The sequence below is a fragment of the Dechloromonas sp. TW-R-39-2 genome (genome assembly GCF_016864195.1).
In the GTDB taxonomy this organism is placed as follows: domain Bacteria; phylum Pseudomonadota; class Gammaproteobacteria; order Burkholderiales; family Rhodocyclaceae; genus Azonexus.
This window is the reverse complement of sequence record NZ_CP045202.1, coordinates 3,150,566-3,176,096: the sequence shown is the minus strand read 5'-3', so window position 1 is coordinate 3,176,096 and position 25,531 is coordinate 3,150,566. Positions and strand designations below refer to the sequence as shown.

Annotated in this window: 28 protein-coding genes; 8 read left to right on the top strand and 20 right to left on the bottom strand. The window is 61.1% G+C overall.

Annotated features, from left to right (window positions below; genetic code table 11):
* Positions 1–2: 2 nt before the first annotated feature.
* Positions 3–1,325, top strand: coding sequence for a sigma-54 dependent transcriptional regulator (locus tag GBK02_RS15395; RefSeq protein WP_203467482.1), 1,323 nt, complete (start codon positions 3–5; stop codon positions 1,323–1,325).
* Here GBK02_RS15395 and GBK02_RS15390 read toward each other — a convergent pair.
* Genes GBK02_RS15390 through GBK02_RS15380 form a run of 3 tightly spaced genes read right to left on the bottom strand, consistent with a single transcriptional unit; the run spans position 1,317 to position 4,463 of the window.
* The gene (locus GBK02_RS15390; protein ID WP_203467481.1) at positions 1,317–2,006 is read right to left on the bottom strand and encodes a phosphatase PAP2 family protein; all 690 of its coding nucleotides are present in this window, start codon (positions 2,004–2,006) and stop codon (positions 1,317–1,319) included. The two genes, GBK02_RS15395 and GBK02_RS15390, sit on opposite strands and share 9 nt — an antisense overlap.
* Positions 1,987–3,456 carry a glycosyltransferase family 39 protein gene (locus GBK02_RS15385; RefSeq protein ID WP_203467480.1) on the bottom strand — a complete coding sequence of 490 codons (1,470 nt, stop codon included), beginning with the start codon at positions 3,454–3,456 and terminating at the stop codon, positions 1,987–1,989. Before GBK02_RS15385 ends, GBK02_RS15390 begins: the two co-directional genes overlap by 20 nt.
* Positions 3,453–4,463: a glycosyltransferase family 2 protein gene (locus GBK02_RS15380; protein ID WP_203467479.1), complete on the bottom strand. Its 1,011-nt coding sequence runs from the start codon at positions 4,461–4,463 to the stop codon at positions 3,453–3,455. Before GBK02_RS15380 ends, GBK02_RS15385 begins: the two co-directional genes overlap by 4 nt.
* Positions 4,464–4,574: 111 nt before the next feature.
* Between GBK02_RS15380 and GBK02_RS15375 the strand changes: the two genes are divergently transcribed.
* The 4 genes from GBK02_RS15375 to GBK02_RS15360 all read left to right on the top strand — a co-directional run bounded on the left by GBK02_RS15375 (position 4,575) and on the right by GBK02_RS15360 (position 8,264).
* On the top strand, positions 4,575–5,147 hold the full coding sequence (locus tag GBK02_RS15375; RefSeq protein ID WP_203467478.1) for an aminodeoxychorismate/anthranilate synthase component II: 573 nt from the start codon (positions 4,575–4,577) through the stop codon (positions 5,145–5,147).
* Positions 5,144–6,166 (top strand): anthranilate phosphoribosyltransferase, encoded by a 1,023-nt coding sequence (trpD, locus tag GBK02_RS15370; protein WP_203467477.1) that lies wholly within the window; start codon positions 5,144–5,146, stop codon positions 6,164–6,166. Before GBK02_RS15375 ends, trpD begins: the two co-directional genes overlap by 4 nt.
* Positions 6,163–6,951, top strand: a complete 789-nt coding sequence (gene trpC / locus GBK02_RS15365; RefSeq protein ID WP_203467476.1) for an indole-3-glycerol phosphate synthase TrpC — start codon at positions 6,163–6,165, stop codon at positions 6,949–6,951. The genes trpD and trpC overlap by 4 nt, the downstream gene beginning before the upstream one ends.
* A 176-nt stretch (positions 6,952–7,127) precedes the next feature.
* Positions 7,128–8,264, top strand: a complete 1,137-nt coding sequence (locus GBK02_RS15360) for a porin (RefSeq protein WP_203467475.1) — start codon at positions 7,128–7,130, stop codon at positions 8,262–8,264.
* Between the two features lie 143 nt (positions 8,265–8,407).
* On the opposite strand, the gene proB is transcribed toward GBK02_RS15360, so the two are convergent.
* From proB to rplU, 4 genes are all read right to left on the bottom strand, one after another.
* Positions 8,408–9,529, bottom strand: a complete 1,122-nt coding sequence (proB, locus tag GBK02_RS15355; protein ID WP_203467474.1) for a glutamate 5-kinase — start codon at positions 9,527–9,529, stop codon at positions 8,408–8,410.
* Between the two features lie 12 nt (positions 9,530–9,541).
* Positions 9,542–10,636, bottom strand: a complete 1,095-nt coding sequence (gene cgtA / locus GBK02_RS15350) for an Obg family GTPase CgtA (RefSeq protein ID WP_203467473.1) — start codon at positions 10,634–10,636, stop codon at positions 9,542–9,544.
* Between the two features lie 147 nt (positions 10,637–10,783).
* Entirely contained in the window at positions 10,784–11,047 is a 264-nt protein-coding gene (gene rpmA / locus GBK02_RS15345) for a 50S ribosomal protein L27 (protein WP_203467472.1), read from the bottom strand.
* 17 nt (positions 11,048–11,064) lie between these two features.
* Positions 11,065–11,376, bottom strand: a complete 312-nt coding sequence (gene rplU / locus GBK02_RS15340) for a 50S ribosomal protein L21 (RefSeq protein WP_117609584.1) — start codon at positions 11,374–11,376, stop codon at positions 11,065–11,067.
* Positions 11,377–11,504: 128 nt separating this feature from the next.
* Here rplU and GBK02_RS15335 point away from each other — a divergent pair, with 128 nt between their 5' ends.
* Together GBK02_RS15335 and GBK02_RS15330 are read left to right on the top strand one after the other, a co-directional pair.
* Positions 11,505–11,849 carry an FKBP-type peptidyl-prolyl cis-trans isomerase gene (locus GBK02_RS15335; RefSeq protein WP_203467471.1) on the top strand — a complete coding sequence of 115 codons (345 nt, stop codon included), beginning with the start codon at positions 11,505–11,507 and terminating at the stop codon, positions 11,847–11,849.
* Positions 11,846–12,886: a pseudouridine synthase gene (locus GBK02_RS15330; RefSeq protein WP_203467470.1), complete on the top strand. Its 1,041-nt coding sequence runs from the start codon at positions 11,846–11,848 to the stop codon at positions 12,884–12,886. Before GBK02_RS15335 ends, GBK02_RS15330 begins: the two co-directional genes overlap by 4 nt.
* A 64-nt stretch (positions 12,887–12,950) precedes the next feature.
* On the opposite strand, the gene GBK02_RS15325 is transcribed toward GBK02_RS15330, so the two are convergent.
* The 6 genes from GBK02_RS15325 to GBK02_RS15300 are packed head-to-tail and all read right to left on the bottom strand — an operon-like array spanning position 12,951 to position 18,264.
* Entirely contained in the window at positions 12,951–13,370 is a 420-nt protein-coding gene (locus GBK02_RS15325) for a MaoC family dehydratase (protein WP_203467469.1), read from the bottom strand.
* 47 nt (positions 13,371–13,417) lie between these two features.
* On the bottom strand, positions 13,418–14,617 hold the full coding sequence (locus GBK02_RS15320; protein ID WP_203467468.1) for an ABC transporter permease: 1,200 nt from the start codon (positions 14,615–14,617) through the stop codon (positions 13,418–13,420).
* Between the two features lie 2 nt (positions 14,618–14,619).
* The gene (locus GBK02_RS15315) at positions 14,620–15,828 is read right to left on the bottom strand and encodes an ABC transporter permease (protein WP_203469436.1); all 1,209 of its coding nucleotides are present in this window, start codon (positions 15,826–15,828) and stop codon (positions 14,620–14,622) included.
* 2 nt (positions 15,829–15,830) lie between these two features.
* Positions 15,831–16,514, bottom strand: coding sequence for an ABC transporter ATP-binding protein (locus tag GBK02_RS15310; RefSeq protein ID WP_203467467.1), 684 nt, complete (start codon positions 16,512–16,514; stop codon positions 15,831–15,833).
* A gap of 4 nt (positions 16,515–16,518) precedes the next feature.
* Positions 16,519–17,667: an efflux RND transporter periplasmic adaptor subunit gene (locus tag GBK02_RS15305; RefSeq protein ID WP_203467466.1), complete on the bottom strand. Its 1,149-nt coding sequence runs from the start codon at positions 17,665–17,667 to the stop codon at positions 16,519–16,521.
* 9 nt (positions 17,668–17,676) lie between these two features.
* A complete protein-coding gene (locus tag GBK02_RS15300) occupies positions 17,677–18,264 on the bottom strand; it encodes a hypothetical protein (protein WP_203467465.1) in 588 nt (195 codons plus the stop codon).
* Between the two features lie 353 nt (positions 18,265–18,617).
* Between GBK02_RS15300 and GBK02_RS15295 the strand changes: the two genes are divergently transcribed.
* Positions 18,618–18,971 (top strand): RidA family protein, encoded by a 354-nt coding sequence (locus tag GBK02_RS15295; protein ID WP_203467464.1) that lies wholly within the window; start codon positions 18,618–18,620, stop codon positions 18,969–18,971.
* Here the strand turns inward: GBK02_RS15295 and GBK02_RS15290 are convergent.
* From GBK02_RS15290 to GBK02_RS15260, 7 genes are read right to left on the bottom strand one after another with little or no spacing between them, the layout of a single operon-like run.
* The gene (locus tag GBK02_RS15290) at positions 18,962–19,285 is read right to left on the bottom strand and encodes a hypothetical protein (protein WP_203467463.1); all 324 of its coding nucleotides are present in this window, start codon (positions 19,283–19,285) and stop codon (positions 18,962–18,964) included. The two genes, GBK02_RS15295 and GBK02_RS15290, sit on opposite strands and share 10 nt — an antisense overlap.
* 30 nt (positions 19,286–19,315) lie before the next feature.
* Positions 19,316–20,161, bottom strand: a complete 846-nt coding sequence (locus tag GBK02_RS15285; RefSeq protein ID WP_239003065.1) for a peptidoglycan DD-metalloendopeptidase family protein — start codon at positions 20,159–20,161, stop codon at positions 19,316–19,318.
* Positions 20,131–20,988: a neutral zinc metallopeptidase gene (locus GBK02_RS15280; RefSeq protein ID WP_203467462.1), complete on the bottom strand. Its 858-nt coding sequence runs from the start codon at positions 20,986–20,988 to the stop codon at positions 20,131–20,133. The genes GBK02_RS15285 and GBK02_RS15280 overlap by 31 nt, the downstream gene beginning before the upstream one ends.
* A gap of 18 nt (positions 20,989–21,006) precedes the next feature.
* Positions 21,007–21,636 carry a flavin reductase family protein gene (locus GBK02_RS15275; protein ID WP_203467461.1) on the bottom strand — a complete coding sequence of 210 codons (630 nt, stop codon included), beginning with the start codon at positions 21,634–21,636 and terminating at the stop codon, positions 21,007–21,009.
* Between the two features lie 12 nt (positions 21,637–21,648).
* Positions 21,649–22,461 (bottom strand): orotidine-5'-phosphate decarboxylase, encoded by an 813-nt coding sequence (pyrF, locus tag GBK02_RS15270; protein WP_203467460.1) that lies wholly within the window; start codon positions 22,459–22,461, stop codon positions 21,649–21,651.
* On the bottom strand, positions 22,458–23,642 hold the full coding sequence (locus GBK02_RS15265; RefSeq protein ID WP_203467459.1) for a class I SAM-dependent methyltransferase: 1,185 nt from the start codon (positions 23,640–23,642) through the stop codon (positions 22,458–22,460). Before GBK02_RS15265 ends, pyrF begins: the two co-directional genes overlap by 4 nt.
* A gap of 21 nt (positions 23,643–23,663) precedes the next feature.
* On the bottom strand, positions 23,664–25,469 hold the full coding sequence (locus tag GBK02_RS15260) for a glutamine--tRNA ligase/YqeY domain fusion protein (protein ID WP_203467458.1): 1,806 nt from the start codon (positions 25,467–25,469) through the stop codon (positions 23,664–23,666).
* Positions 25,470–25,531 lie beyond the last annotated feature (62 nt).

Below are 25,531 nucleotides of genomic sequence, written 5' to 3'. Positions count from 1 at the left end.
CGATGAAACCGCAACTCTCCGTTCTGCTGATCGAAGATGATCCGAATGTTCGCCTGGGGTGCGAACAGGCCATGCAGTTGGCCGGCATCGCCGTCGAGGCCGTGGCTTCGGCCGAAGAGGCGCAGCGCCGGATCGATGCCGATTTTCCCGGCATCATCGTGACCGACATGCGCTTGCCCGGCATCGACGGCATGGCCTTGTTGCGCTGGGTCACCGAGCTGACGCCGGACCTGCCGGTGATCATCATCACCGGCCATGGCGATGTCACGCTGGCGGTCGAGGCGATGCGTTCCGGGGCCTACGATTTCATGCAGAAACCTTTTTCGACCGGCGATCTGGTCGAGGTGGTGCGTCGGGCGCTGGAAAAGCGCGAATTGGTGCTGGAGGTCGAGTCGCTGCGGCGTCGCCTCGATCATCGCGATGATCTTGAAGCCCGCCTGATCGGTCGCTCACCGCAAATGGCCAAGGTTCGCCAGTTGATTCTCGATGTCGCCGATGCTGCGGTCGACGTGCTGATTTTCGGCGAAACCGGGACCGGCAAGGAAATGGTCGCCCGTTGTCTGCACGACCTGTCGCGTCCCGGCCAGGAAAACTACGTCGCGCTCAATTGCGGCGGGATGGCCGACAGCCTGCTCGATAGTGAGCTTTTCGGCCATGAGCCGGGCGCTTTCACCGGGGCGCAGAAGCGGCGCATCGGAAAAATCGAACACGCCAGCGGCGGCACGCTCTTCCTTGACGAGGTTGAGTCGATGCCGATGGCGATGCAGATCAAGCTGCTGCGCGTGTTGCAGGAGCGCGTCGTCGAGCGGCTCGGGTCGAATCAGCTGATCCCGGTTTCATGCCGCATGGTGGCGGCGACCAAGGAAGACCTCAAGCTGCTGTCCGATCAGCAGAAATTCCGCGCCGACCTGTATTACCGGCTCAATGTCGTGCGTATCGAGTTGCCGCCGCTGCGCGAACGGCGCGAAGACATTCCGGCGCTCTACGATGAATTCCTGCTCCAGGCGGCCAAGCGCTACAACCGGCCGCCGCCGGAGCTGACCTCGGCCCACCTGCGCAAGCTGATGGCGCAGGATTGGCCGGGCAATATCCGCGAATTGCGTAATGCCGCCGACTGCCACGCGCTGGGTATCGGGCGCGACAAGGTCGAGCTGGGCGGCAGTGGCGCCGCGCAGTCGCTGACCGAAGCAGTGGAAAACTACGAGCGGGTGTTGATCGCCAATGAACTGACGCGCCAGGAAGGCAATATTGCGCGAACCAGCGAGGCGCTCAAGGTGGCGCGTACGACGCTGCACGACAAACTGAAGAAGTACGGCCTAATCTGAGCGCCGCGGCAGCCAGCCGAGCTTGCCGAACAGCAACTCGGTCAGCCACAGGCTGAAGTAGGTCGCAAACCAGGCAAAGACGGTGTCGGACAGGAAATGGCCGCCCGGCACCATGCGGACCAGCGCGAACAGGCCGCCAAAAGCCAGGCTGGCGAGCAGCCAGCGACGCCGCACGGCCGGCGCGCCGAGCCAGCCGAAAGCCATGATGAACGAAGCCGTGGCGACATGGCCGCTGACAAACGAACAGTTTTGCTGGCATTGATCGGCCGGGATGAACGCCGGCGTGAATTGCTTGTTGCCGCCGAATTGCTCGATATTGACCGGCCGGGTCCGTCCGGAATGTTCCTTGAGCGTTGCGTCGACCAGCAGGATCGGCCCGGCCAGCGCGCCGGCGAGCAGGAATCCGTAAGTCAGGCGGCGGGCGCGGATAGTCGGGAAACGCTTTGAAAAACCGAGCAGCCAGAGCAACAGCAGCGAAACCAGCAAGCCCTGGCCGAGCCATGGCAAGCCGCGATAAGGAATGGCCAGCCACAGGTCTTCACGATTCAGCGCCCACAGGCCGTTGCCGCGATAGAACAGCGCGCTGGCCGCAAGGTCGATCTGCGGCGCTGCCACGAAGAGCACTGCAAGCAGGCCGAAAGCGGCCAGTGCGAAGCGAAGTTCAATAGCCCTTGAAGTCACGGAGCAGGTAAACATCCATGTCGCGCGTCGTCTGGCTGTCGAGCGGCGCTTTCAGTGTCGCCAGCTTGTCGACCGCAGCAAAGCGGCTGGCAATCTGGTCGGCCGGGTCCTGGGTGATCAGGATGGCATTCTTGCCGATCCACGGGCGCAGGTCGGTGGTCAGCTTGTAATGGTCGCTGGCGATGCCGCTTGGATTCCAGCTGGCGGCGGCCGGTTTGAGGTCGCGCAGTTCGTAGAGCATGTGGGCGAGCAGGGTGCGGTTGTCGGCGATCAGCACGGCATCCGGATTGGCCTGGAGCAGCGGGTGCAGTTGGCGACCCAGTTCGTCCCAGCCTTGTGCCCGGCTGAACGGACTCTTTTTGGCCGGATTCTGGACATTGAATGTTGCCAGCACCTGGGGCCAGTAATAGACCAGCCCGACCACGGCAATATTGATCGCCAGGCCGATGATCAGCAGGCGTTGCCGATTGCGTTGTAGCAGCCAGGCGACGGCGGCAATGGCGGCCGGGGCGAAGGCCGGTGCCGCCCAATTGGCGTTGGCGCTGCTCTTCATCGCCTGGGCTGAAACGACGGCCCAGAGCGGCAGTGCGAACCAGAGCAGCAGGCGGGTCCGGTCGTCGCGCCAGCTTTGGCGGACTTGGGCGAGCAGAATGAAAAATACGCTGCCGAGGATCGGGCCGAAGGAAATCCATTGCGCCGCCCAGAATTCGCCCAGTGCCTTGAAGCCGCCGCCGGCTTTCTTGTTGAGCGTGATGTCGGCGGTGTGCTTCAGCGTCGGAAAATCGTTGGCGACGTTCCAGTAAAGATTGGGCGACAGAATGGCCAGCGCCAGGCCGGCCGCCAGCCAGGGTTTGGCCGAGGTCAGGCGCGGGCGATGGAAGGCCAGCAGGTGCAGGAAGGCGGCGCCGAGCCAGGCGGCCATCGTGTATTTCGAGAGCAGGCCGAGGCCGCAGACGGCGCCAAGCAGCAGCCAGTCGGCCCAGGCGTCGCTGTCCAGCGCGCGCAGGTAGGCAAGCAGGGCCAGGGTCCAGAACAGGGTGAGCAGCGCGTCGGTCGAGACGAACAGGCCGAGCCAGGAGAACATCGGCAAGGTCAGAACGGCGACGGCCGACCAGAAGGCCGTGCGTTCGTCGTAGAGACGACGGGCAATGGCCCAGCAGGCGGCGGCTGCCGCCGGGTAGCAGAGCATGGCCAGCGCCTTGGTGCCGAGCAGGCCGTCGCCGAACAGCGCGGTTGAAGCGGCAATCAGCGCGGCAATGCCGGGCGGCTTGGAGAAATAGCCCCAGTCGAGGTGCTGGGCCCAGGTCCAGTATTGCGCTTCGTCGATGTAGAGCGTGATGCCGAGCTGCGAAACGACCCAGATGCGCCAGGCGATCAGAGCAAGGCCGAGGCCGACGAGTAATTTGATGCCGGATTTTTGTGGAAATCCGGCGTCGACCGCGCCATTCACGCTGATTTGTGCCAGCCTTCGTCAGCCGCCAGCGCTCGCTCTGGGCGTGCCGAATAGGAGCGGATGGTGCCGGATTCGAAGTAGATGCGGGCCAGCAATTCGGACAGCACGCCGGTGGTGATGAAGTGCACGCCGGCAATCAGGCCGCCAATTGCGACGATCAATAGCGGACGGCCGCCGATGGCTTCGCCCAGACCGAATTTGACCCAGGCCAGCCAAGCCAGCACGAGGCCGGAAAGGCCGGTCAGCCCGAGGCCGATGCCGCCGAAGAAGTGGCCCGGGCGGGCGCGGAAGCGCATGAAGAAGTACACTGCGATCAGATCGAGAATGACGCGGAAAGTGCGCGAAATGCCGTATTTGGAAACGCCGGCGGTGCGCGCATGGTGCGTCGTCGGCTCCTGCGCGATGCGGCGCGGAGTGGTCACAGTGGCCAGCCAGGCCGGGATGAAACGGTGCATTTCGCCGTACAGGCGCACGCTCTTGATCACGCTGCCGCGGAAAGCCTTGAGGCTGCAGCCGTAATCGCGCAGATGCACACCGGTCATCCGGGCGATCAGCTTGTTGGCGATCTTGGACGGAATCTTGCGCAGGAACAGACCGTCCTGGCGGTTCTGGCGCCAGCCGGCCACCAGATCGAGGTCTTCGTTGATCAGGCGGGCGACCATGCGCGGGATGTCGACCGGATCGTTCTGCAGGTCGCCGTCCATCGTCACGATCACGTCACCGCGCGCTGCATCGATGCCGGCCTGCATGGCGGCGGTCTGCTTGAAGTTGCGGGTCAGTTCGACGATGCGCACGTGCGGGCCATATTCCTTGGCCGATTGCAGGGCGCGCTCGACGGTGGCGTCGCTGCTGCCGTCATCGACCAGCACCAGTTCCCAGGGGTGATCGTAGCCTTCCAGCGCTTCATGCACGCGCTTGACCAGCGAGGCAATATTGTCTTCCTCGTTGTAGAACGGAACGACGATGGAAAGGCTGTGCGGGGGAATGGAAATGGCGGCGCTCATGGGACTATCCGGCGGGAAAGGCCGCATTTTAATCGAAAACCCCAGCCCCGGCTCAGCGCAGTCCTTTAATGTAGAATTCGGGGCTGACAAAACAAGCAAGGAATCAACAGCATGCTGCTGATGATCGATAACTACGACAGTTTTACCTACAACATCGTCCAGTATTTCGGCGAGCTTGGGCAGGATGTTCAGGTTTATCGCAACGATGCCATCACCGTGGCCGAGATTGCCCGGCTCAATCCCGCCTATCTGGTAATTTCGCCCGGCCCTTGCGCGCCGGCCCAGGCGGGCATTTCGCTGGCCGCGATTCGCGAATTTTCCGGCAAGATTCCGCTGCTCGGCGTCTGTCTCGGTCATCAGTCGATTGGCGAAGCCTTCGGCGGCAAGATTGTTCACGCCAAGCAACTGATGCACGGCAAGGTTTCCCCGGTCCACCATAAAGATATCGGTGTTTTCAAAGGGCTGCCGAATCCATTGACCTGTACTCGCTACCACTCGCTGGCCATTGAGCGCGAGAGCTTGCCGGATTGTCTTGAAATCACGGCGTGGACCGATGACGGCGAAATCATGGGCGTACGCCACAAGACGCTGGCCGTCGAGGGCGTTCAGTTCCATCCGGAATCGATCCTGACCGAGCGTGGTCATGATCTGCTGAAAAACTTCCTTGAGGAACACAAGCAATGACTCCGCAAGTAGCGCTGCAGCGCGTTATCGAACATCGCGAAATCTTCCACGATGAAATGGTTTCGCTGATGCGCCAGATCATGGGTGGAGAAGTCTCTCCCGTCATGATTGCGGCCATCATTACCGGTCTGCGCGTCAAGAAGGAAACCATCGGCGAAATCGCCGCTGCCGCCAGCGTCATGCGTGAGTTGTCGACCAAGGTCGAGGTGGCTGATACCAGTCGCCTGGTCGATACTTGCGGCACAGGCGGCGATGGGGCGCATACCTTCAATATTTCTACCGCAGCGATGTTCGTTGCTGCCGCAGCCGGCGCACGCATTGCGAAACACGGCGGCCGTTCGGTATCCAGTTCCTCGGGCAGTGCCGATGTGCTGGAGGCGCTCGGTGTCAATATCAGTTTGTCGCCGGAGCAGGTGGCGCAGTGTCTGGCTGAAACCGGCGTCGGATTCATGTTCGCCCCGAATCACCACAGCGCGATGAAGCATGCCGCACCGGTTCGTCGTGAGCTGGGCGTGCGTACACTGTTCAATATCCTTGGGCCGCTGACCAATCCAGCCAATGCGCCGCAGCAAGTCATGGGGGTTTTTCACCCGGATCTGGTCGGCATTCAGGTGCGCGTATTGCAGCGCCTGGGCAGCCAGCGGGCGCTGACGGTTTTCGGTCGCGAAGGCCTGGATGAAATTTCGATTTCGGGCCGTACCTTGATTGGCGAGTTGAAAGATGGCCGAGTGACCGAATACGAAGTTCATCCGGAAGATTTCAATTTGCCGGTGCACGATCCGCGCACTCTGCAGGTCGCCAATGTCGAAGAATCCAAGGCGATGCTGCTCGGCGCGCTGAACAACCAGCCCGGTGCGGCTCGCGATATCGTGGCCCTGAATGCCGGTGCCAGCATTTATGTTTGCGGGCAAGCTGAAACCCTGGCTGCGGGCGTGACGCAAGCCTTTGAAATGATCGCCTCCGGCGCGGCCCGTGCCAGTCTTGAAGCATTCATCAAAACCAGCAGGCAATTCGCATGAGCGACATTCTCAACAAGATCATCGCAACGAAGCATGAAGAAATTGCTGTCGCTGCTGTGCTCAAACCCCTCTCTGTCCTTGAGTCGGAAGCTGCTGCCCAGGTTGAACCGCGCGATTTCGTCGGCGCGATTCGCCAGAAGATTTCCTGCGGTCAACCGGCGGTTATCGCCGAAATCAAGAAAGCCAGTCCCTCCAAAGGGGTCATTCGTCCGGATTTTCATCCTGCCGATATTGCACGCAGTTATGAGCAGCACGGTGCGGCCTGCCTGTCCGTCCTGACTGACAAGCAGTATTTTCAGGGCGCGCCGGCGTATTTGCAGGCGGCGCGCGCCGCTTGTGCCTTGCCGGTGTTGCGCAAGGATTTCATGGTCGACGCCTATCAGGTGGTTGAAGCGCGTGCGATGGGGGCGGATTGCATCCTGCTGATTGCCGCAGCCTTGACGTTGGCTGAAATGAAATCGCTCGAAGCGCTGGCGCATCGTTACGGCATGGCCGTGCTGGTTGAAGTGCATAACGGCGAGGAGCTTGAAGCTGCGCTGCAACTGGAAACGCCCTTGCTGGGTATCAATAACCGCAACCTGCGAACCTTCGAGGTGACGCTGGATACAACTTTGGGTTTGCTTGAGCGCATCCCGGCGGGTCGTATCGTGGTTACCGAAAGCGGCATCATCAAACCGGAAGACGTGGCCCTGATGCGCGCCAACAGCGTCGATGCATTCCTAGTCGGCGAGGCCTTCATGCGTGCGCCGGAGCCGGGCGTCGAGCTGTCCCGCCTCTTTGCCTGATCGGGTGTTGCGCCGAAACAACAAAATGCCAAGTAAGCAGGGTGGGCTTTCAAACACCCGTTGCTACAGTCTTCCGCTCTTTGCGACAATCAAGCCCAACTTCTCATATCCGAGAGGTAAAGCTTAATCAGTTCGCAAGATCAGATTAAAAACTAACCACTAAGGAGATTTTCAAGATGCAAAAGAAAATTATCGCTCTGGCTGTTGCTGGCCTGGCTTCTACCGCCGCTTTCGCACAAACCAACGTCACCATCTACGGCTCCGTCGATGCTGGCTACTCCTACCGTTGGGATGCTGAAAACCGCTCCGTCGGCAACCACACCCGTTCCACCATCGATACCGGCAACTCCGCTGGCAATCGTCTGGGCTTCAAGGGCACGGAAGATCTGGGCAACGGCCTGAAGGCTGTTTTCCTGCTCGAGCAAGGTTTCAACTTTGACCAAGGCACGATGGGTCAGGGCGGCGCCATGTTCGGTCGTCAAGCTTACGTCGGTCTGGCCGGTGGCTTCGGTACCGCCGTTGCTGGTCGTCTGTACACCCCGCACTTCTCCTTCGTTTCCTCCCTGGATCCGTTCGCTGCTGGTACCGTTGGTCAGTACCGCAACGTCTACGGCGCTGGCGATACCGGCTCTGTTGCTGCCAACCTGATCGACTCCGTTCGCGTTGACAACGCTGTTGCTTACATCTCCCCGAACTTCGGCGGCTTCGATGTGACCGTTGCCTACTCCAACGCTGCTGGTTCCCTGGGTACCGCTGCTGCTGCCAACACCGAAAACGCTTCCGAAAACGCCAAGAACAACACCGTTTACGCCGTTTTCGCCAAGTACGCTGCTGGTCCGGTTGTTGCTGGTTTGAACTACCACCGCATCGCCGTCGGTTCCGCTGTTCCGACCATCAAGACCTCTGACACCATCGACCTCGGCGCTTCTTTCGATGCCAAGGTTGTCAAGATCGCCGCTCTGTACACCAACACCGTTGTTGACTACGTTGCTGCTCAATCTGATGTCAAGCTGAACAACTACATGCTGGGTCTGACCGCACCGATCGGCAAGGCTGCAATCAAGGCTTCCGTCATTTACTCTGACGGCAACAAGCAAGCTGGTGGCGATGCTACCCAGTACGCTGTTGGCTTCGACTACAACCTGTCCAAGCGCACCAACTTCTACACCGCCTACTCCCTGATCGATGCCAACTCTACCCGTGGCACCAAGGGCACCATCCTGGGCGTGGCTGATGCATCCAACGGCGGCACCACCGCTTCTGGCTCGGCTTTCCAGCAAGGCGTTACCGCTGGTATCCGTCACCAGTTCTAATCTGACGCAAGTCAGTTAGTGCAAAGAAAGGGCGCTTCGGCGCCCTTTTCTATTGGTGCTTCCAGGTTGGTTGAGTCGGTGGTCTCTTGGCTGCAGGCGAAAAAAAGCCCCGGTTGTCCGGGGCTTTTGTACATCGAATCAGCTTAGTCGACGAGGATCAGATTGTCGCGATGGATGATCTCCGGTTCGTCAACATAGCCCAGCAGGTCTTCTATTTCGGGGGTTGATTTGCGTGCAATGAGTCTTGCTTCGCCGCTGCCGTAGTTGCTCAGGCCGCGTGCAATTTCATGGCCTTCAGGACTGATGCAGGCGACTGCCGAGCCGCGCTCAAAGTCACCTTCGGCGGCGATCACGCCGATTGGCAGCAGGCTTTTCCCAGATTTCAGGGCGTTGACCGCGCCATCATCAAGCAGCAGGCGCCCGGCCAGTTGCAGGTGGTCGGCCAGCCATTGTTTGCGGGCTGCGAGCGGTTGGGTTTGCGAGACAAGTAGGGTGCCGACCGGTTCGCCGTTGGCCAGGCGAATGATCGGGTCGCTTTCGCGTCCGCTGGCAATGGCAGTGTGTGCCCCGCTGCGGGCGGCGCGCTTGGCGGCGATTACCTTGGTGATCATGCCGCCTTTGCCTATTGAGGAGCCCGCGCCACCAGCCATGCTTTCCAGTGTTTCGTCACCGGCGGTGGCTTCGCTGATCAACGTGGCATTCGGGTCTTTGCGCGGGTCGGCGGTAAAGAGGCCGATCTGGTCGGTCAGGATGATCAGGGCTTCGGCTTCGATCAGGTTTGCGACCAGTGCGCCCAGCGTGTCGTTGTCGCCGAATTTGATCTCGTCGGTGACGACGGTGTCGTTCTCGTTGATGATCGGGATGACGCCCAGTTCAAGTAGCGTGGTTAGCGTCGAGCGGGCGTTCAGGTAGCGTTTGCGATCGGCCAGGTCGTCGTGGGTAAGGAGGATCTGGGCGGTTTGCAGGCCGTATTTCGAAAAAGCGCCTTCGTAGACTTGAACCAGCCCCATTTGGCCAACCGCTGCGGCGGCCTGCAGTTCGTGCACTGATTTCGGGCGCTTGCTCCAACCGAGACGCTGCATGCCGCAGGCGATTGCGCCGGAGGAAACCAGCACAACTTCTTTGCCTTGCTGGCGCAGTACGCTGATCTGGCGTGCCCAGTCATCGATGGCGGCCAGATCCAATCCCGCGCCATTGTTGGTGACCAGGGCGGAGCCGACTTTGACGACAAGGCGTTTGGCGGAGGCGAGGCGAGTGGTGTGCATGGTGGTTCTGTGTCAGGCGTTGTCTTTGGCGGGGATGTCGTCGCTGTGCTCGTCGTTGTCGTCGAGGTCGCCGATTTCCGGGCGGGCCATTTGCTCGAGTGCTTCGCTGATTGCGTAAATCAGGGGCTTGGTTCCTTCGCCGTTGATTGCCGCAATAGGGAAGTGCGGGCCGTCGTATTTGGTAGCTTTCTTGTAGGCCTTGAGGAAGTTCTTGACGGCTTCTTCGCGGTCTTCTTCGGGAATCAGGTCGAGTTTGTTGAGGACCAGCCAGCGCGGCTTGTTGGCCAGTTCAGGGTCGTGTTTGACCAGTTCGCCAACAATTGCCTTGGCATCGCGCACCGGATTGGAGTCCGGGTCGATTGGTGCGATATCCACGAGGTGCAGCAGAATGCGTGTGCGTTGCAGGTGCTTGAGGAAGCGGATGCCGAGACCGGCGCCATCGGCGGCGCCTTCGATCAGGCCAGGAACGTCGGCCATGACGAAACTTTTCTCGTCATCGACGCGGACGACACCAAGATTCGGGTGCAGTGTGGTGAAGGGATAGTCGGCAACCTTCGGGCGAGCAGAGGAGATGGCGCGAATCAGGGTGCTCTTACCTGCATTGGGCAGGCCGAGCAGGCCGACATCGGCCAGGACGCGCAGTTCGAGGCGCAGTTCCAGCTCTTCGCCTTGTGCGCCGTTGGTTTTCTGGCGCGGAGCGCGGTTGGTCGAGGATTTGAAATGCAGATTGCCGAGACCGCCCTTGCCGCCCTGGGCGATCAGGATTTTCTGGTCGTGTTCGGAGAGATCGGCAACGATTTCGTCGGTCTGCTGATTGTAGATGACCGTGCCAACCGGCATACGCAGGATGATGTCGTCACCGCCGGCGCCGTACTGGTCTGCGCCGCCGCCGTTTTCGCCGCGCTTGCCGATGAATTTCCGGGTGTAGCGATAGTCGACCAGGGTGTTGATGTTGCGGTCGGCAATGACGTAGATGCTGCCGCCGCGCCCGCCGTCGCCACCGTTCGGGCCGCCCATCGGGATGTATTTTTCGCGACGGAATGTTGCCGCGCCGTTGCCGCCGTCGCCGGCTTTTACGTAGATCTTGGCTTCGTCGATGAATTTCATGTCTGTTCTTTCCGCTTTGGGCTGCCCGAGTGGTCGGGCATGAATTTTATTGCTGTGCGTACTTTGGATGGGTGCTGCAAATACGCAGGGCAATAAACAAAAAAGCCCTATCCGGCGGATAGGGCTTTTGTTTCCGCCAAGCCGAAATTATTCGGCGGCCGGAACGATGGTCACCACGCGGCGCTTTTTCAAGCCCTTGATGGAGAACTGAATCACGCCATCCTTGAGTGCGAACAGGGTGTGATCCTTGCCGCAGCCAACGTTTTCGCCCGGGTGGAATTCGGTACCGCGCTGGCGAACGATGATGTTGCCAGCCAGGACGAATTGACCGCCGTAGCGCTTGACGCCCAGTCGTTGGGCTTGTGAGTCGCGGCCGTTACGTGAACTACCGCCTGCTTTTTTGTGTGCCATTTATTAGCTCCTTGAACTTAGGCCGCGATCGCGTCGATGCGCAATTCGGTGTAGTTCTGACGATGGCCTTGATGCTTCTGGTAGTGCTTACGACGACGCATCTTGAAGATCTTGACCTTGTCGTGGCGGCCGTGGGAAATCACGGTTGCCTTAACGGTGGCGCCAGCAAGGAAGGGAGCGCCGATCTTTACCGACTCGCCTTCGCCTGCCATGAGGACCTGGTCAAGGGTAACTTCTGCGCCAACGTCTGCCGGTATCTGTTCTACTTTAAGTTTTAGACCGTTGGTAACGCGATACTGCTTACCGCCGGTTTTTATGACCGCATACATGGGTTGGACTCCGAAAATAATACAAAAGGTGCTACAAAGAACCGCGCATTATACGGAAAAATGCAGCGAAGTCAAAGCCTTGTCTTTGCCTTGTGGTAGACTTTTCGTCTTTGCAAAAGGAGCTATTCATGGCTGAAATCACCACGGCCTCCGGCCTTGTTTATGAAGACACCGTTGTCGGCGAAGGTACGGAAGCCACGGTTGGCAATTACGTGACCGTCCATTACACCGGCTGGCTGACCGATGGCAGCAAGTTCGACTCCTCCAAGGATCGCGCCGATCCTTTCCAGTTTCCGCTCGGTATGCGCCATGTGATCGCCGGTTGGGACGAGGGTGTCCAGGGCATGAAGGTCGGTGGTACGCGCAAGCTGACCATCCCGTCCGAACTGGGCTACGGTCCGCGCGGCGCGGGTGGTGTTATCCCGCCGAATGCAACGCTGGTCTTCGAGGTTGAACTCCTCGCTGTCCAATGAGCGATTTCAACAAGGACGATCCCTGGGCGAAATGGCGCAAGCCGGGTGCTGCGGTCGACGCCGGTTCTCCGGCCGAAAAGCCGGCCGAGCGTCCTGCTGCCCGGTCACGCCCCGCGCCTGAGGCCAAGGCTGAGACGCCGCGTGTGCCGCCAAGCGGCACTTTGACGGTGAATCGTTCGCCGGTGGTTCGCACGCCGTCGCGCGGGCCGGTGAAAAAAGCCCCGGCCGCGCAGTCGACCGCGAAAGTCGCTCCGGTCAAGGATGTGCCGGTCAAGGCGCCGCGTCCCGAGCTGCCGCCTGGTGAGGCCCCGACGGGCGTCCGCTTGTCCAAGGTAATGTCCGAGCGCGGCATGTGTTCGCGCCGCGAGGCTGATCTGTGGATCGAGCGTGGCTGGGTTTTCGTCAATGGCCAGCAGATCAGCGAACTCGGTTCGCGTATCGGGCCGGATGCTGAAATCGCCATTTCCAAGGAAGCCAAGGCCGATCAGGCCAAGCAGGTGACGATCCTGATCAATAAGCCGGTCGGTTATGTGTCCGGTCAGCCGGAGCCGGGCAGTACGCCGGCGGTGACGCTGATTTCGCTTGAAACCCAGCTCGTCCAGTCGGGCGACCCGGAGTTCAAGCCGTGGATGCTGCGTGGTCTGGCGCCGGCTGGTCGTCTGGACATCGACTCGACGGGGCTGCTTGTCCTGACGCAGGATGGCCGTGTCGCCAAGAAACTGATCGGCGATGAAAGCACGGTTGAAAAGGAATACCTGGTTCGCGTCAGCGGTGAGTTGATTCCGAATGGTCTGGAATTGCTCAATCATGGCCTGGAGCTGGACGACAAGCCCTTGCGTCCAGCGCGCGTCAAGCAGTTGAACGAAGATCAGCTGCACTTCATCCTGAAGGAAGGCAAGAAGCGCCAGATTCGTCGCATGTGCGAACTGGTCGGCTTGCGCGTCATCGGCTTGAAGCGGGTGCGTATCGGCCGTGTCCGGCTGGGTGACCTGGAGCAGGGGCAGTGGCGTTTCCTGCGGGCTGACGAAGCTTTCTAATTTGCCGTCAGACGAAAAAAAGCCCGGTCATCGTACCGGGCTTTTTCTTGGCCGGAAATCAGGCTCAGGCCGGCTTGTTGCCGATCATGATGGTGGCTTCGCCTTCGATCACGACGGTTTCGCCGACCTTGCAGATGGTGTCGAGAATGACGCGCTTCTTGGCAGCGATGACTTCCTTGACGGTGACCGTGGTCTTGACGGTGTCGCCGGGGCGAACCGGGGCCTTGAACTTCAGGCTTTGGGCCAGGTAAATGGTGCCGGGGCCGGGCAAATGGGCGCCGAGGACAGCGGAAATGAAGCTGGCGGACAGCATGCCGTGGGCGATGCGGCCACCGAACGGGGTGCTCTTGCCGAACTCTTCGTCCAGGTGCACGGCGTTGGTGTCGGTTGAAACGCCAGCGAACAGAACGATATCGGCGTCGGTGATCGTTTTGCCCATGGTGTGGCTCATGCCGGGTTGCAGGTCTTCGATGTAATACGTCATTGCTGTTTCCTCGGGGTTATGAAAATTATGCCCGGAACTTTACCACGTCATTCTGTCCGCAGTGCTTCGACCGGGTCGAGTCGGGCTGCGCGTCGGGCCGGGAGAACGCCGGCAGCAAGGCCGATGGCGATTGCCACAGCTTCGGCGAGCAGCACAAAACTGAGCGGGGTGTGTACCGGCAGGGCAGGCAGGGCGAAGTGAATCGCCTGGGCCAGGCCGATGCCGAGCAGCAGGCCAAAACCGCCGCCAATCGCCGAGAGCGCTACGGCTTCGCCGAGAAAAAGCAGCAAGATGGTCCGTCGCCGGGCGCCGAGAGCAACCAGCAGGCCGATTTCACTCGTCCGTTCGCTGACGGCAATGGTCATGATGGTCACGATCCCGACGCCGCCGACCAGTAGCGAAATGCCGCCCAGCGCACCGACGGCCATGGTCAGGACGTTCAGGATGTTGGACAGCGTCTTGAGCATCTCTTCCTGGGAGGTGATCGTGAAATCCTCGCGCCCATGGCGTGCCAGCAGATGTGTCTTGATGCCGCTGCCAATCCGGGCCGAAGCAATGCCTTCTTCGGTGGCGATATTGATCTCGTCGACGCCTTCGCGGTTGAACAGTTCCTGGGCGCGAACGGTCGGGATGAAGGCGGTATCGTCAAGGTCGATGCCGAGGAATTGCCCTTTCGGGGCCATTACCCCGATGATGCGAAAGTGCAGGCCGCCGATGCGCAGACGTTGGCCAAGCGGATTCTCGCTGCCGAATAATTCGTTTTTCAGCTTGCTGCCGAGGACGACGAAGGCACGGGCGCTCCGTTCATCATCATCGGGCAGGAATTGGCCGCTTTGCACGGTCGACCGGAAGATTTGCGGTAATTTGGCGTTGACGCCATAGACCAGCGTCCGTCGCGTCCGTCCATTGCCCACCACTTCGGCATTGCCCCGGACATTCGGCGTGACGGCCAGAATGTGCGGCAGTCGTTCGAGCGAGCGGGCATCGTCGAGCGTCAATGGCCGGGCGCTCGATGGCAAGCCGGAGGTCGATCCGCCGGTTTTCGTCTTGCCCGGCGAAATGGAAATGACATTGGTCCCGAATTGGGTAAATTCACCGAGCACGAAGCGGTGGATGCCTTCGCCGATCGAGGTGAGCAGGATCACCGCCGCAATCCCGACGGCAATGCCGAGCAAGGTCAGGAAGCTGCGCAGGCGTTGGGCGGTAATGGCCCGAACGGCAAGGTGGAGGGTGTCGGCGAAGCGCATGCTCAGTGCTTCATCAGGGCTTGCACCGGGTCGAGCCGGGCGGCGCGTCGGGCCGGCAGGAGGCCGAAAAGGAGGCCGGTGCCGAGTGCCGTGAGCAAGGCAGCAATCACCGCCCAGTTGGGCGGATAGGCTGGAAAGACCGGGAAAATCTGGCGCAGCGCGAAAGCGCCGGCTTGGCCGAGAGCATAGCCCAGCAAGGCACCGAGCGCCGACAGCATGGCGGCCTCCGTCAGGAAGGCGAGGCGGATGGTTTGCGCTGTTGCCCCGAGCGCCTTGAGCAGGCCGATTTCACCGGTTCGCTGGGTGACGGCCACCAGCATCACATTCATCACCAGAATGCCGGCGACGGCCAGGCTGATCGCGGCGATACCGGCGACGCCCAGGGTCAGGGCGCCGAGCAGTTTGTCGAAGGTGGCGAGTACGGCATCCTGGGTGATGACCGTGACATCTTCCTCGCCGCGGTGGCGCAGCTTGAGAATATCCATCACCTGTTCCTTGGCCTCGGGGATGACTTCGCGGTTTTTGGCTTCGACCAGAACGCGGAACAGGGTATTGGTGTTGAACATCGCCTGCGAGAGCGCAACCGGCACGATGACCAGTTCGTCGGTGTTCATGCCCAGCCCTTGACCGACCGGCTTGAGTACGCCGATGACGCGCAGGCGACGGTCGCCGACACGAATCAGCTGGCCGACGGCTGCGGCATTGCCGAAAAGCTCATCGCGAATCTTGGCGCCGATGACAGCCACGGCGGTGCCGCGATTCCAGTCTTCATCCGGCAGGCCGACGCCTTGCGCCAGTTCGAAATTGCGGATCGGAATGAATTCGCTGGTCGAGCCGGCCACCATGACTTCGCGCAGGCGACCGCCAAAACTGATTTCCGAAGTGCCGACTGCGAGCGGTGCGACGCGACTTACGGCCGGCGCCCGGCGCAGGCTGCCGGCATCGTCGATGCTCAGGTCGCGCGGCGTGGTGGTGATCGCGTTGGCCGGGTTGAAGCCGCCGGTGCCGGAGCGGCCGGGTAGCACGATGACCAGGTTGGTGCCGATCGAGGAAAACTGGCCGACGACGTAGCGTCGTGCGCCATCACCCAGCGCAGTCAGGATGACGACGGCGGCGACGCCGATCGACATGGCCAGTACCGAAAGGCTGGTGCGCATCGGGTAGCCGGTGGCTGCATCGCGGGCGAAGCGGAGGATGTCGGCGGGACGCATGCTCAAGGGCGGGCGCTGTCCTGTTTCAGGCCGCCGTCTTCCATGACCAGCTGGCGTCCGGCACGGGCGCCGAGCGACGGGTCATGGGTGACGACGATGAGGGTGACGCCGCGAGTATTCAGGGCCTCAAGCAAATGTACGACTTCATCGCCGGTGTGGCGATCAAGGTTGCCGGTCGGTTCGTCGGCCAGAATCAGCGCCGGCTGCATGATGGTTGCCCGGGCAATCGCAACACGCTGGCGCTGGCCGCCGGAAAGCTGGTCAGGGCGATGGTCGGCCCGATGTTCCAGGCCGAAATCGAGCAGCGCCTGCTCGACCCGGGCATTGCGCTCCTTGAGCGGCAGGCCGGCCAGGGTCATCGGCAGTGCGATGTTCTCTGCTGCGGTCAACCGCGGTACAAGGTGAAAACTCTGGAAAACGAAGCCGATACGCTGGCTGCGCACCTGCGCCTGTTCATCCGGCGAGAGGGTGGTGACATCGCGTCCTTCGAGCTGATAGGTGCCGCTGCTGGGCCGGTCGAGCAGGCCGAGCAGGTTGAGCAGGGTTGATTTGCCCGAACCGGAGGGGCCCATCACGGCGACGTATTCGCCGGTCGAGATCGTCAAATCGAGGGTCGAGAGTGCGTGGACCGCGGCATCGCCGAGCTGGAAGGTGCGTTCGATGTTTTTCAGTTCGATCAGGGCCATCGATTTATTTGCCCTGTGTCTTGTCATCCGGCGTCACGCTGGCCCCGGATTTGATCCCCTCTTTTTCGAGCGAGACGACAATGCGTTCTCCGGCGCTCAAGCCGTCAAGCACCTCGGTGAATTCCCAATTGGCCAGGCCCGCCTTGATCTTGCGTTCGTCGAGCTTGCCGCTTTCCGGGTTGAAGACCAGCACGCGCCCTCCGCTCTGGATCGCGGCAGTCGGAATGCGCAACACCTTGTCGCGTGCCTGCAAAATGATTTCGACGTCGGCGCTGTAACCGACGAGCAGCTTCCCGGTGTTTTCCGGTTGGTGGAAGTCGACTTCGATATCGACCGTGCGCGCTTGTTTCTCAACGGCCGAAACAAAGGGGGCGATGCGCCTGACCTTGCCGCTCAGCTGCTGGCCCGGCAGGGCGTCCAGCGTGACGCGAACCGGCTGTCCCTGGCTGATTTTAGGGGCGTCCACCTCATCCATCGGTGCTTTGACGTAAAGACAGCTATCGTCGATCAGGTCGATGGCCGGCGGAGTCGGAACGCCGGGTGGCGAGGGCGTCGAGTATTCGCCCAGTTCGCCGACAATCTTGGCGACCGTGCCGTCGAAGGGGGCGTACAGTGCGACGCGCCCTTGTTCGACCCGGGTGGCGCGGAACTTGGCTTCGGCTTGCGTGACATCGGCCTTGGCCGTCTCGCAACTGGCCCGACGCGCCTCGGCATCGGTGCGGGCAGCCTCTTCACGTGAAATAGAGACAAAGCCCTTGGCTCGTAAATCGGCCTGCCTTTTGGCCTCTTTTTCTGCGTTGACCGCGACAAGGCACGCCTCATCGACCCGTCGGCCGGCCAGCGCAACTTGCGTTTGAGCCAGCGTGGCCTGGGCTTGCTGGTCGTCATTCCAGAGCTTGAGCAACAATTGGCCTTTCTTGACCTTATCGCCCTCCTTGACGCCGAGGTATTCGATCCGTCCTCCGATGATGGTCGACAGCTTGGTGCGCAGGCAGGCTTCGACGGTGCCGGCGCGGGTGTTGGCCAACGTGGCTTCAACCTTGCCTTCGGCGACTTCCTTGAGAACGACCGGGATCGGCTTCGGTCGGCTGAGCCAGGCGTAGGCCAGCCCGAGGGCGACGATCAGGGCAACGATAGTGACAATGCGGCGCATGCAATTCCTTTAGCGGAAACCGGGCAGCCAGCCGGACTGGTTCGGATCGGCTGTTGTTTCCAGGGTGCCCTGGTAGAGGGCTTCGATGACGGGGGGTTCAACCCAGCGTTCGTTCATGAAAGTCAGGCCGACTTCCTCGACGGTCTTGCCCGACCAGTAATATTCGGCCACTTCATCCAGCGCACTGAGCGACAGGCTGTGCGGCAGCCGCAGGTAATCCAGCCAGCTCGCATCGTGGAAAGAACAAATGTAAGCCCCCTTGGTCTTGGCGCAGAGCAGGTTCTTGCCAAAGACGCGTTGCGGGTGCTTGGCCCGGAATGTCATTGCGTCGGTTCGGGTCGCAAAGAGAAGCAGGGCGTGCAGGCGACTGGGGAAATGGTTGTAGCGGCGCTGGCGGAAGTATTCGAGATGATATTCGGCGAAATAATTCTGGACGGTGATCAACTGGTCGCCGGGCGTTGGCTCGCCACCTTCCGGTGCGGCGAGGGTCGCACCGAATGGACTGCCCTTGAGGATGTCCCAGCCGGGTATGTCGGCACCGGGTTCCAGCCAGCAGGAAAGCTCCAGTGTCACGGTATCCTTGATCAGATTGTCCATGGGTCCGGTTCGGTCGACGAATCCTGCCATTTTCACCCATCCTGAACGAATGAACAAACGATCTCATCCGAAATGAATTGCGGCAGAAAATGAGCGAAAAAGACTATGGCTTTTTTCCTGCAAAGTGATAATCTGGACTTGTGTCGAAGTTAGCAGCAAGCCCGACACGCAGTGGCTGGACAAGCTGCGTTGCAGGAGATTCTATGGCCGTTGTCAAAGGAAGTTTTTCTTGAGATTACCGTGTAGTACTCCATAACGGCGTAATGCCGACTACCCCAGCCAGACGTGCCGGGGTGCAGTAACCGAAGCCCATGCCATGAAACGCATGGGCTTCCTGCTTTCAGGAACCAGAGATGACCATTCAACGTTACGGCACGACTCGCCGTTATTCCGACAGCGTGGTGCATGATCGCACCGTGTATCTGGTCGAAGTGCCTTCCAATCTGGAGGCTGACATCACGGCCCAGACCGTGAACCTGCTGGCCAGCATCGATCATCTGCTCGCTCAGGCGGGCAGCACCAAGGCCCATTTGCTGATGGTCACCATCTACCTGGCCGATATGGCCGATTACGATGCAATGAATGCCGTCTGGGATGCCTGGTTGCCGGACGGCTGCGCGCCTGCCCGTGCTTGTGTTCAGGCCCGGTTGGCCAATCCCGGATTTCGCGTTGAAATGGTGTTGACCGCAGCGCTTGCTCAGGGTTGATCAAAAACCTCTGCATTGCAGTCGCAGCCTTGGCCGGCGGCAATCCAGCGGGTAAACAAACGGCTCGCCAGAGGGGCGAAAAAGCGTGGCAACCAGTCCAGGTAATGGGTCGGTCGAAGGAGCAGGCCGCAGTGGTAGCGTCGTTCAGCATCTGACCATTCCAGTGCTGGACATGGCCCCTCGACCTGCCGGAAGCGTATGCGTGCAGCCGGGCAGGTTTCAAGGGCGCAGCAGATGCCGCAGCCGTTGCACGGCTGTCCTTCGTCCGGCTTGGCCGGCGCGCTGCGCTGGAGGTGGATGATCCGGTTTTTCACGGTCTACCGATTTGCCGGACCGAATCGGCTTTATGGCCGATTGAGAAAGAGTTCCGGATCGACCGGCGTGTTGTTGAGGATCACGGCCCAGTGCAAGTGGGGTCCGGTAACGCGACCGGTGGCCCCCGCCGCGCCGAGTATTTCACCCTTTTTGACACGTTGACCGGGACGGACATCAAGCCGTGACAGATGCATGTAGGCGCTGATCAAACCTTGGCCGTGGTCGAGGAAAACCGTATTGCCGTTGAAAAAATAATCGCCGGTATTGGCCACGGTGCCATCGGCCGGTGCCTTGATCGGGGCGCCAGTGCCAACAGCAACATCGAGCCCGGCGTGCGGGTTGCGTGGCAGGCCGTTGAAAAAACGGCGCAGGCCGAAGCGGGAGGAAAGCGGGCCGCTGGCGGGCAGCGTGAAATCGGTCTGTGGCGTTTCCTGGCTGAAGCGACGCTTGACCTCTTCGCTGATTTTCTTTTCCCGCTCGATCCGGATGACATCTTCCGCAGCGGGTTCGACCTTGCGTTTGTCCTTGATCGTCAGGCGCTGTTCCGGGTAATTTTTCAGGCCGATGGCAATGCTGCGTCGGCTGATGCTTGCGCCGTTGGTGATGCTGATTTCCAGTTCGCCAGGTAGCGTGTCGAGCGGGATGCCGAGCAACGCAAACCAGCGTCCGTTGTCGCGCAGCACGGCGAGCGGTTGTTCACCCCAGCGCGCCTCGGGGGCTTGTACGGCGTTACCCAGATCGACGACGGCAACGCCGCCGGGGACTGGCGCGTGCTGCGGCAGCGCAAGGCTGCTGCCGGCCCAGGCGAGCAGCAGCACACTGCTCAGGTGTTGGCGGTGGCGGTTCAGAGTTGTGCCGCCTTGAAGGTGTTGCACTGGTTCATGTCGCCGCTTTCAAAGCCGGCCTTGAACCAGCGGACGCGCTGGGCCGAACTGCCGTGTGTGAAGCTCTCCGGGACGATGCGGCCCTGGGCTTGCTGTTGCAGCCGGTCGTCGCCAATTGCCGAGGCTGCATTCAGGGCGGCTTCGAGATCGCCCGGTTCGAGCACTTTTTTCATCGTGTCAGTTCGTTTGCCCCAGACGCCGGCCAGACAATCGGCCTGCAGTTCCATGCGCACCGAGAGGGCATTGGCTTCCGCCTTGCCGGTGCGTTGCTGCGCCTGATGCACTTTGTCGGCAATGCCGAGCAGGTTTTGCACGTGATGGCCGACTTCGTGAGCAATGACGTAGGCCTGGGCAAATTCGCCGGGGGCGTGGAAGCGATCCTTCAGCTCGCGATAGAAAGCCAGATCGATGTACACCTTGCGGTCGCCCGGGCAGTAGAACGGGCCCATGGCGGACTGGCCGGTGCCGCAGGCGGTGGGCGTCGAGCCGGAGAAGAGAACCAGTTTCGGCGCCTCGTACTGGCGACCGTTCTGCCGGAAACTGTCGGTCCACACGTCTTCGGTCGAAGCGAGTACGCGGGAAACGAAGCGGGCGCTTTCATCGTTGGCCGGCGGTTTGTGGGCCGCTGGTGCGCTGTGCTGGGCGAGTGGCGTTTGTTCCATCACGCCGAGCAGCGTCAGCGGATTGATCCCGGTGAAATAGCTGACCACCAGGGCCAGCACGATGCCGCCGATCCCGACGCCACCACGCCCAATGCCTCCGCCACCATCGCGGCGATCTTCGACATTGTCACTGTCGCGGTAATCATCCATGCGCATGTTGCTCTCCTCGCTGGGTTATTGGCCGATGATCGGCCGGGGCAGGGAAAAACGGGTCTCGGTGCTGGTGTAGCCGTCGCCGCCCAGCTTGCCGATCGATGCCAGCTTGTCGGGATCGATCATGTCCTTGCTTAGCACCGCATCGTCGGCGTGCACGTGGATGACGTCGAGCAATACAACATGGCTGCTACCGGGGCCGTCACCGAGCGGGATCAACTGACGCAGGCGGCATTCGAAACGTACCGGCGAAGCAGCAACGCCGGGGGGCGTCACTTGCGTGCTCGGGACCGTGGCGATGCCGAGCGCCGAGATTTCGCTGATCTCCGGCGGATAGTCGCCGCAACTCTGGTTCATTACCCCGGCGAGTGGTTCGGTCACGATATTGATGACGCATTCGCCGGTTTCGCGCAGATTGCGCAGGGTGTCTTTTTCCGGCGACAGCCCGGTACTCGAACGCCGCCAGGTGATGGTCAGGCTGAGTACCGGCGGCGCGACGCAGGCAATGGTGAAGAAGGAAAACGGTGCCAGGTTGCTGATGCCGTCGGTGCCTTGCGTACTGACCCAGGCAATCGGCCGTGGCTGGATGGCATTGCTGGCCAGCAGGTAAAAGGCCGGCATGGGCGGTGTCTGGCTCAGGTCGAATTCCATGATCTTGACCGTTTAACGGAAGCGGTTGATCGCGTCGCGGGTTTCTGCCGCCACCTGGCGGGCGGCTGCGGCGAAGTGCTCGTCTTTGCCGGCGTAGAGGATGGCGCGTGACGAATTGATCATCAAGCCGGTCCCATTGGCTGTGCGGCCGGCCTTGACCGTTGCTTCGATATCGCCGCCCTGAGCGCCGATGCCGGGGACGAGCAGCGGCATGTCACCGACGATTTCACGGACACGGGCAATTTCGGCCGGGAAAGTGGCACCGACGACGAGGCTGGTCTGGCCGCTCGTGTTCCAGGTTTCGGCCGACAGGCGGGCGACGCGCTCGTAGAGCTTTTCACCGCCGACGTCGAGGAACTGGAGGTCGGAACCGCCGGCGTTCGACGTCCGGCAGAGCAGGATGACGCCCTTGTCAGGGTAAGCCAGGTAGGGATCGACCGAATCGCGCCCCATATAGGGGTTGACCGTGACGGCATCGGCCTTGAAGCGTTCGAAGGCTTCGACGGCGTATTGCTCTGCGGTCGAGCCGATGTCGCCGCGCTTGGCGTCGAGAATCACCGGGATGCCCGGATGCTTTTCGTGAATGTGGGCGATCAGTGCTTCGAGCTGGTCTTCGGCGCGGCGGGCCGCGAAATAGGCAATTTGCGGCTTGAAGGCGCAGACGAGATCAGCCGTTGCATCAACGATGGCGGCGCAAAATTCGAAGATCGCATCGTCACGCCCTTTCAGATGGGCGGGAAATTTGGCCGGGTCCGGGTCGAGACCGACACAGAGCAGGGAGTTGTTCTTTTGCCAGGCGGCGGCGAGCATTTGGGTGAAGGTCATGCGGCGTCCTTTTTCGCTTCAGACGGTAAATAACGGGAAAACTTGTCGGGCAGCAGGCAGGTTTGCAGGCTGCGCTGGGTGAAGATGAATCGACCGTCGCAGACGAAACCGAGTTCCTGCCAGTCCACTTCCTTGTTCAGCATCATCGTGCATTCGATCAGGTCGCGCCGGGCGATGCGAGGATTTTTCGGGAACAGGGCCAGGATGGAGCCATCGTAGCTGTCGCAGTCGTGCAGGAAAAACGGTTCCGGCTTGCGCGTCCGGCCATTGACGTAGATGCGCGGTTGCTCGCTGATCGGGAAGGCGCGGCCCCACTGCCACCAGTTGCTTTCATCGAAACTGCGGACGCGGCGGGCGAGCAGTTCGGTTTTATGTTTGTCGAGATGCGGATGCTTGATGCCGTACAGCATGCGTCGCGTTTCACCGGTTTCGACGGTTTTCGAGCAGACGAATTCCATGTTGCCGGCACTGTGTGTAAACACGTGATCAGCCCCGGAAACGGCACCGACCTTGACCATGAAGACATCGGCGAAGCGCACGCGATAGTCGTCGCGCAGGAACATCAACTGGCCGTCGACTTCGGTGAAGGTTCGTCCATCGGCCATCCGCCGATTGAAATTGCCCTTTTCGAAACGGAAAATGGCGCAATTCGGCGTGTGGTCGCCAAAAACGCGGACATCGCCGGTTTCGTAAAAATGGGTGATGCTGCCCTGGGCGTACAGCCAGGCGTTGAGCCTCTTGGCGGCGGTCAGCTTGATGAACTCGCGCGGCACGATGAAAACCAGCTCGCCGCCCGGTTTGAGGTGGCGGATGCATTTTTCGATGAAGAACAGGAACAGATTGCTGCGTCCATCGAACAGCTCGGATTTCATCTTTTCCCGGGTGTCGACCGCGACATCCTGGAAACGGACGTAGGGCGGGTTGCCGATGATGCTGTCGAACTGCTCGTTCAACGGGAAATCGAAAAAATCGAGCACGCGGGCGCCTTGCGGGGCGACGCGTCGGTCGATCTCGATCCCGACGCAATCGGCTTGCCGTGCTTTCAGCGCATTGAAGAAAGCACCGTCACCCGCCGACGGTTCCAGTGCCCGACCGGTGTTCGTGCACAGGTCGAGCATGAAACTGACGACATTGGCCGGGGTGAAAACCTGGCCGAGTTGGGCGACGTCGCGGGGCGGCATGCCGGGTTGCGATCAGCCGGGTCAGGCCCCGGCCTTGCCCCACGAATCCTTCAGCGTCACGGCCCGGTTGAAGACCGGTGCACCGGGCTTCGAGTCGACGCGGTCGGCCACGAAGTAGCCGTGCCGTTCGAACTGGAAGCGCTCTTCCGGTCGAGCATCGCGCAGGCTGGATTCGAGCTGGGCGGTGATGGTCTGGGCCGAGTCGGTGTTCATGTCGTCGAGGAAATTGCGCTCAAGTTCCGGCGCATCGCCTTCGCGTCGGGCGCCGGGCGCCGGCACCTTGAACAGGCGCTCGTAGAGGCGGATTTCTGCGGTGTAGGCGTGATCCACCGAAACCCAGTGCAAATTGCCCTTGACCTTGACGCTATCGGCGCCCGGCGTGCCGGACTTGGTTTCGGGCAAATAAGTGCAGTGCACCGCGACAACTTTGCCATTTTCATCCTTGTCGCAGCCGGTGCATTCGACGACGTAACCGTAGCGCAGGCGCGCCATATTGCCCGGGAAGAGGCGGCGGAAACCCTTGCTCGGGACTTCCATGAAATCCTCGCCTTCGATCCACAGCTCACGGCTGAACGGAATCGAGCGCTGGCCGAGTTCCGGATGCAGCGGGTGATTCGGTGCGTGGCACTCCTCGACCTGGCCTTCAGGGTAGTTGTCGATGATCAGCTTGACCGGGTCGAGCACGGCGATGCGGCGCTGGTCGGACTCGTTCATCACCTCGCGCATGGCATCTTCGAACAAGACATAGTCGATCAGCGAATCGTTCTTGGTGACGCCGACGCGTTCCATGAACAGGCGGAAACCATCGGCCGAATAACCGCGACGACGGGCGCCGACCAGCGTCGGCATGCGCGGGTCATCCCAGCCGTTGACGTGCTTTTCGTCGACCAGTTGGATCAGCTTGCGCTTGGAGAGCACGACGTAGGTCAGGTTCAGGCGCGAGAACTCGATCTGTTGCGGCAGCGGGCGCTGGAGCAGGCCGGCTTCAGCCAGACGGCCAAGCAGCCAGTCGTAGAACGGACGCTGGTCTTCGAATTCCAGCGTGCAGATGGAGTGGGTGATGTTTTCCAGCGCGTCTTCAATCGGGTGCGCGAAGGTGTACATCGGATAAACGCAGTACTTGTCGCCGGTGTTGTGGTGCGTCGCGTGGCGGATGCGGTAGATGGCCGGGTCGCGCAGATTGATGTTCGGTGCGGCCATGTCGATCTTGGCGCGCAGGATGTGGGCGCCGTCGGCGAATTCGCCGGCCTGCATGCGCTTGAACAGATCGATGTTCTCGGCCACCGAGCGGTCGCGGAAAGGCGAGTTCTTGCCGGGCTGGGTCAGCGTGCCGCGGTTGGCGCGCATTTCGTCGGCACTCTGGCTATCGACGTAGGCATGGCCGGCAGCGATCAAGGCCTCGGCGCATTGCAGCATCCAGTCGAAATAATTGGAGGCGTAGTAGAGGTTGGTCTCGCCGTCCTTTTCCCACGAGCAGCCCAGCCATTTGACGGCATCGATGATCGAATCGACGTATTCCTGGTCTTCCTTCTCCGGGTTGGTGTCGTCGAAACGCAGGTGGCAGCGGCCGCCGTATTGCTGAGCGAGGCCGAAATTGAGCAGGATGGACTTGGCGTGGCCGAAGTGCAGGTAGCCGTTTGGCTCGGGCGGGAAGCGGGTGCGCAGCTTGGCGGCATCGAGCGGCGCTGCGGCGTGGTCGGCGGCCGTGCCGGGCTGCCCGGCCCAGTGGCGTTGGGCATGCTTGCCGGCAGCAAGGTCGGCTTCGACGATGTTCTTGATGAAATTGGCGGCCGGAGCCGGTGCAGCTTTGTCGTTGGGGGCAGTCATCTCGGGGTGGTGCTGAAGAATAATCTGCGCATTTTAACCTGTGCCGGCCGCATCGTTCGGCT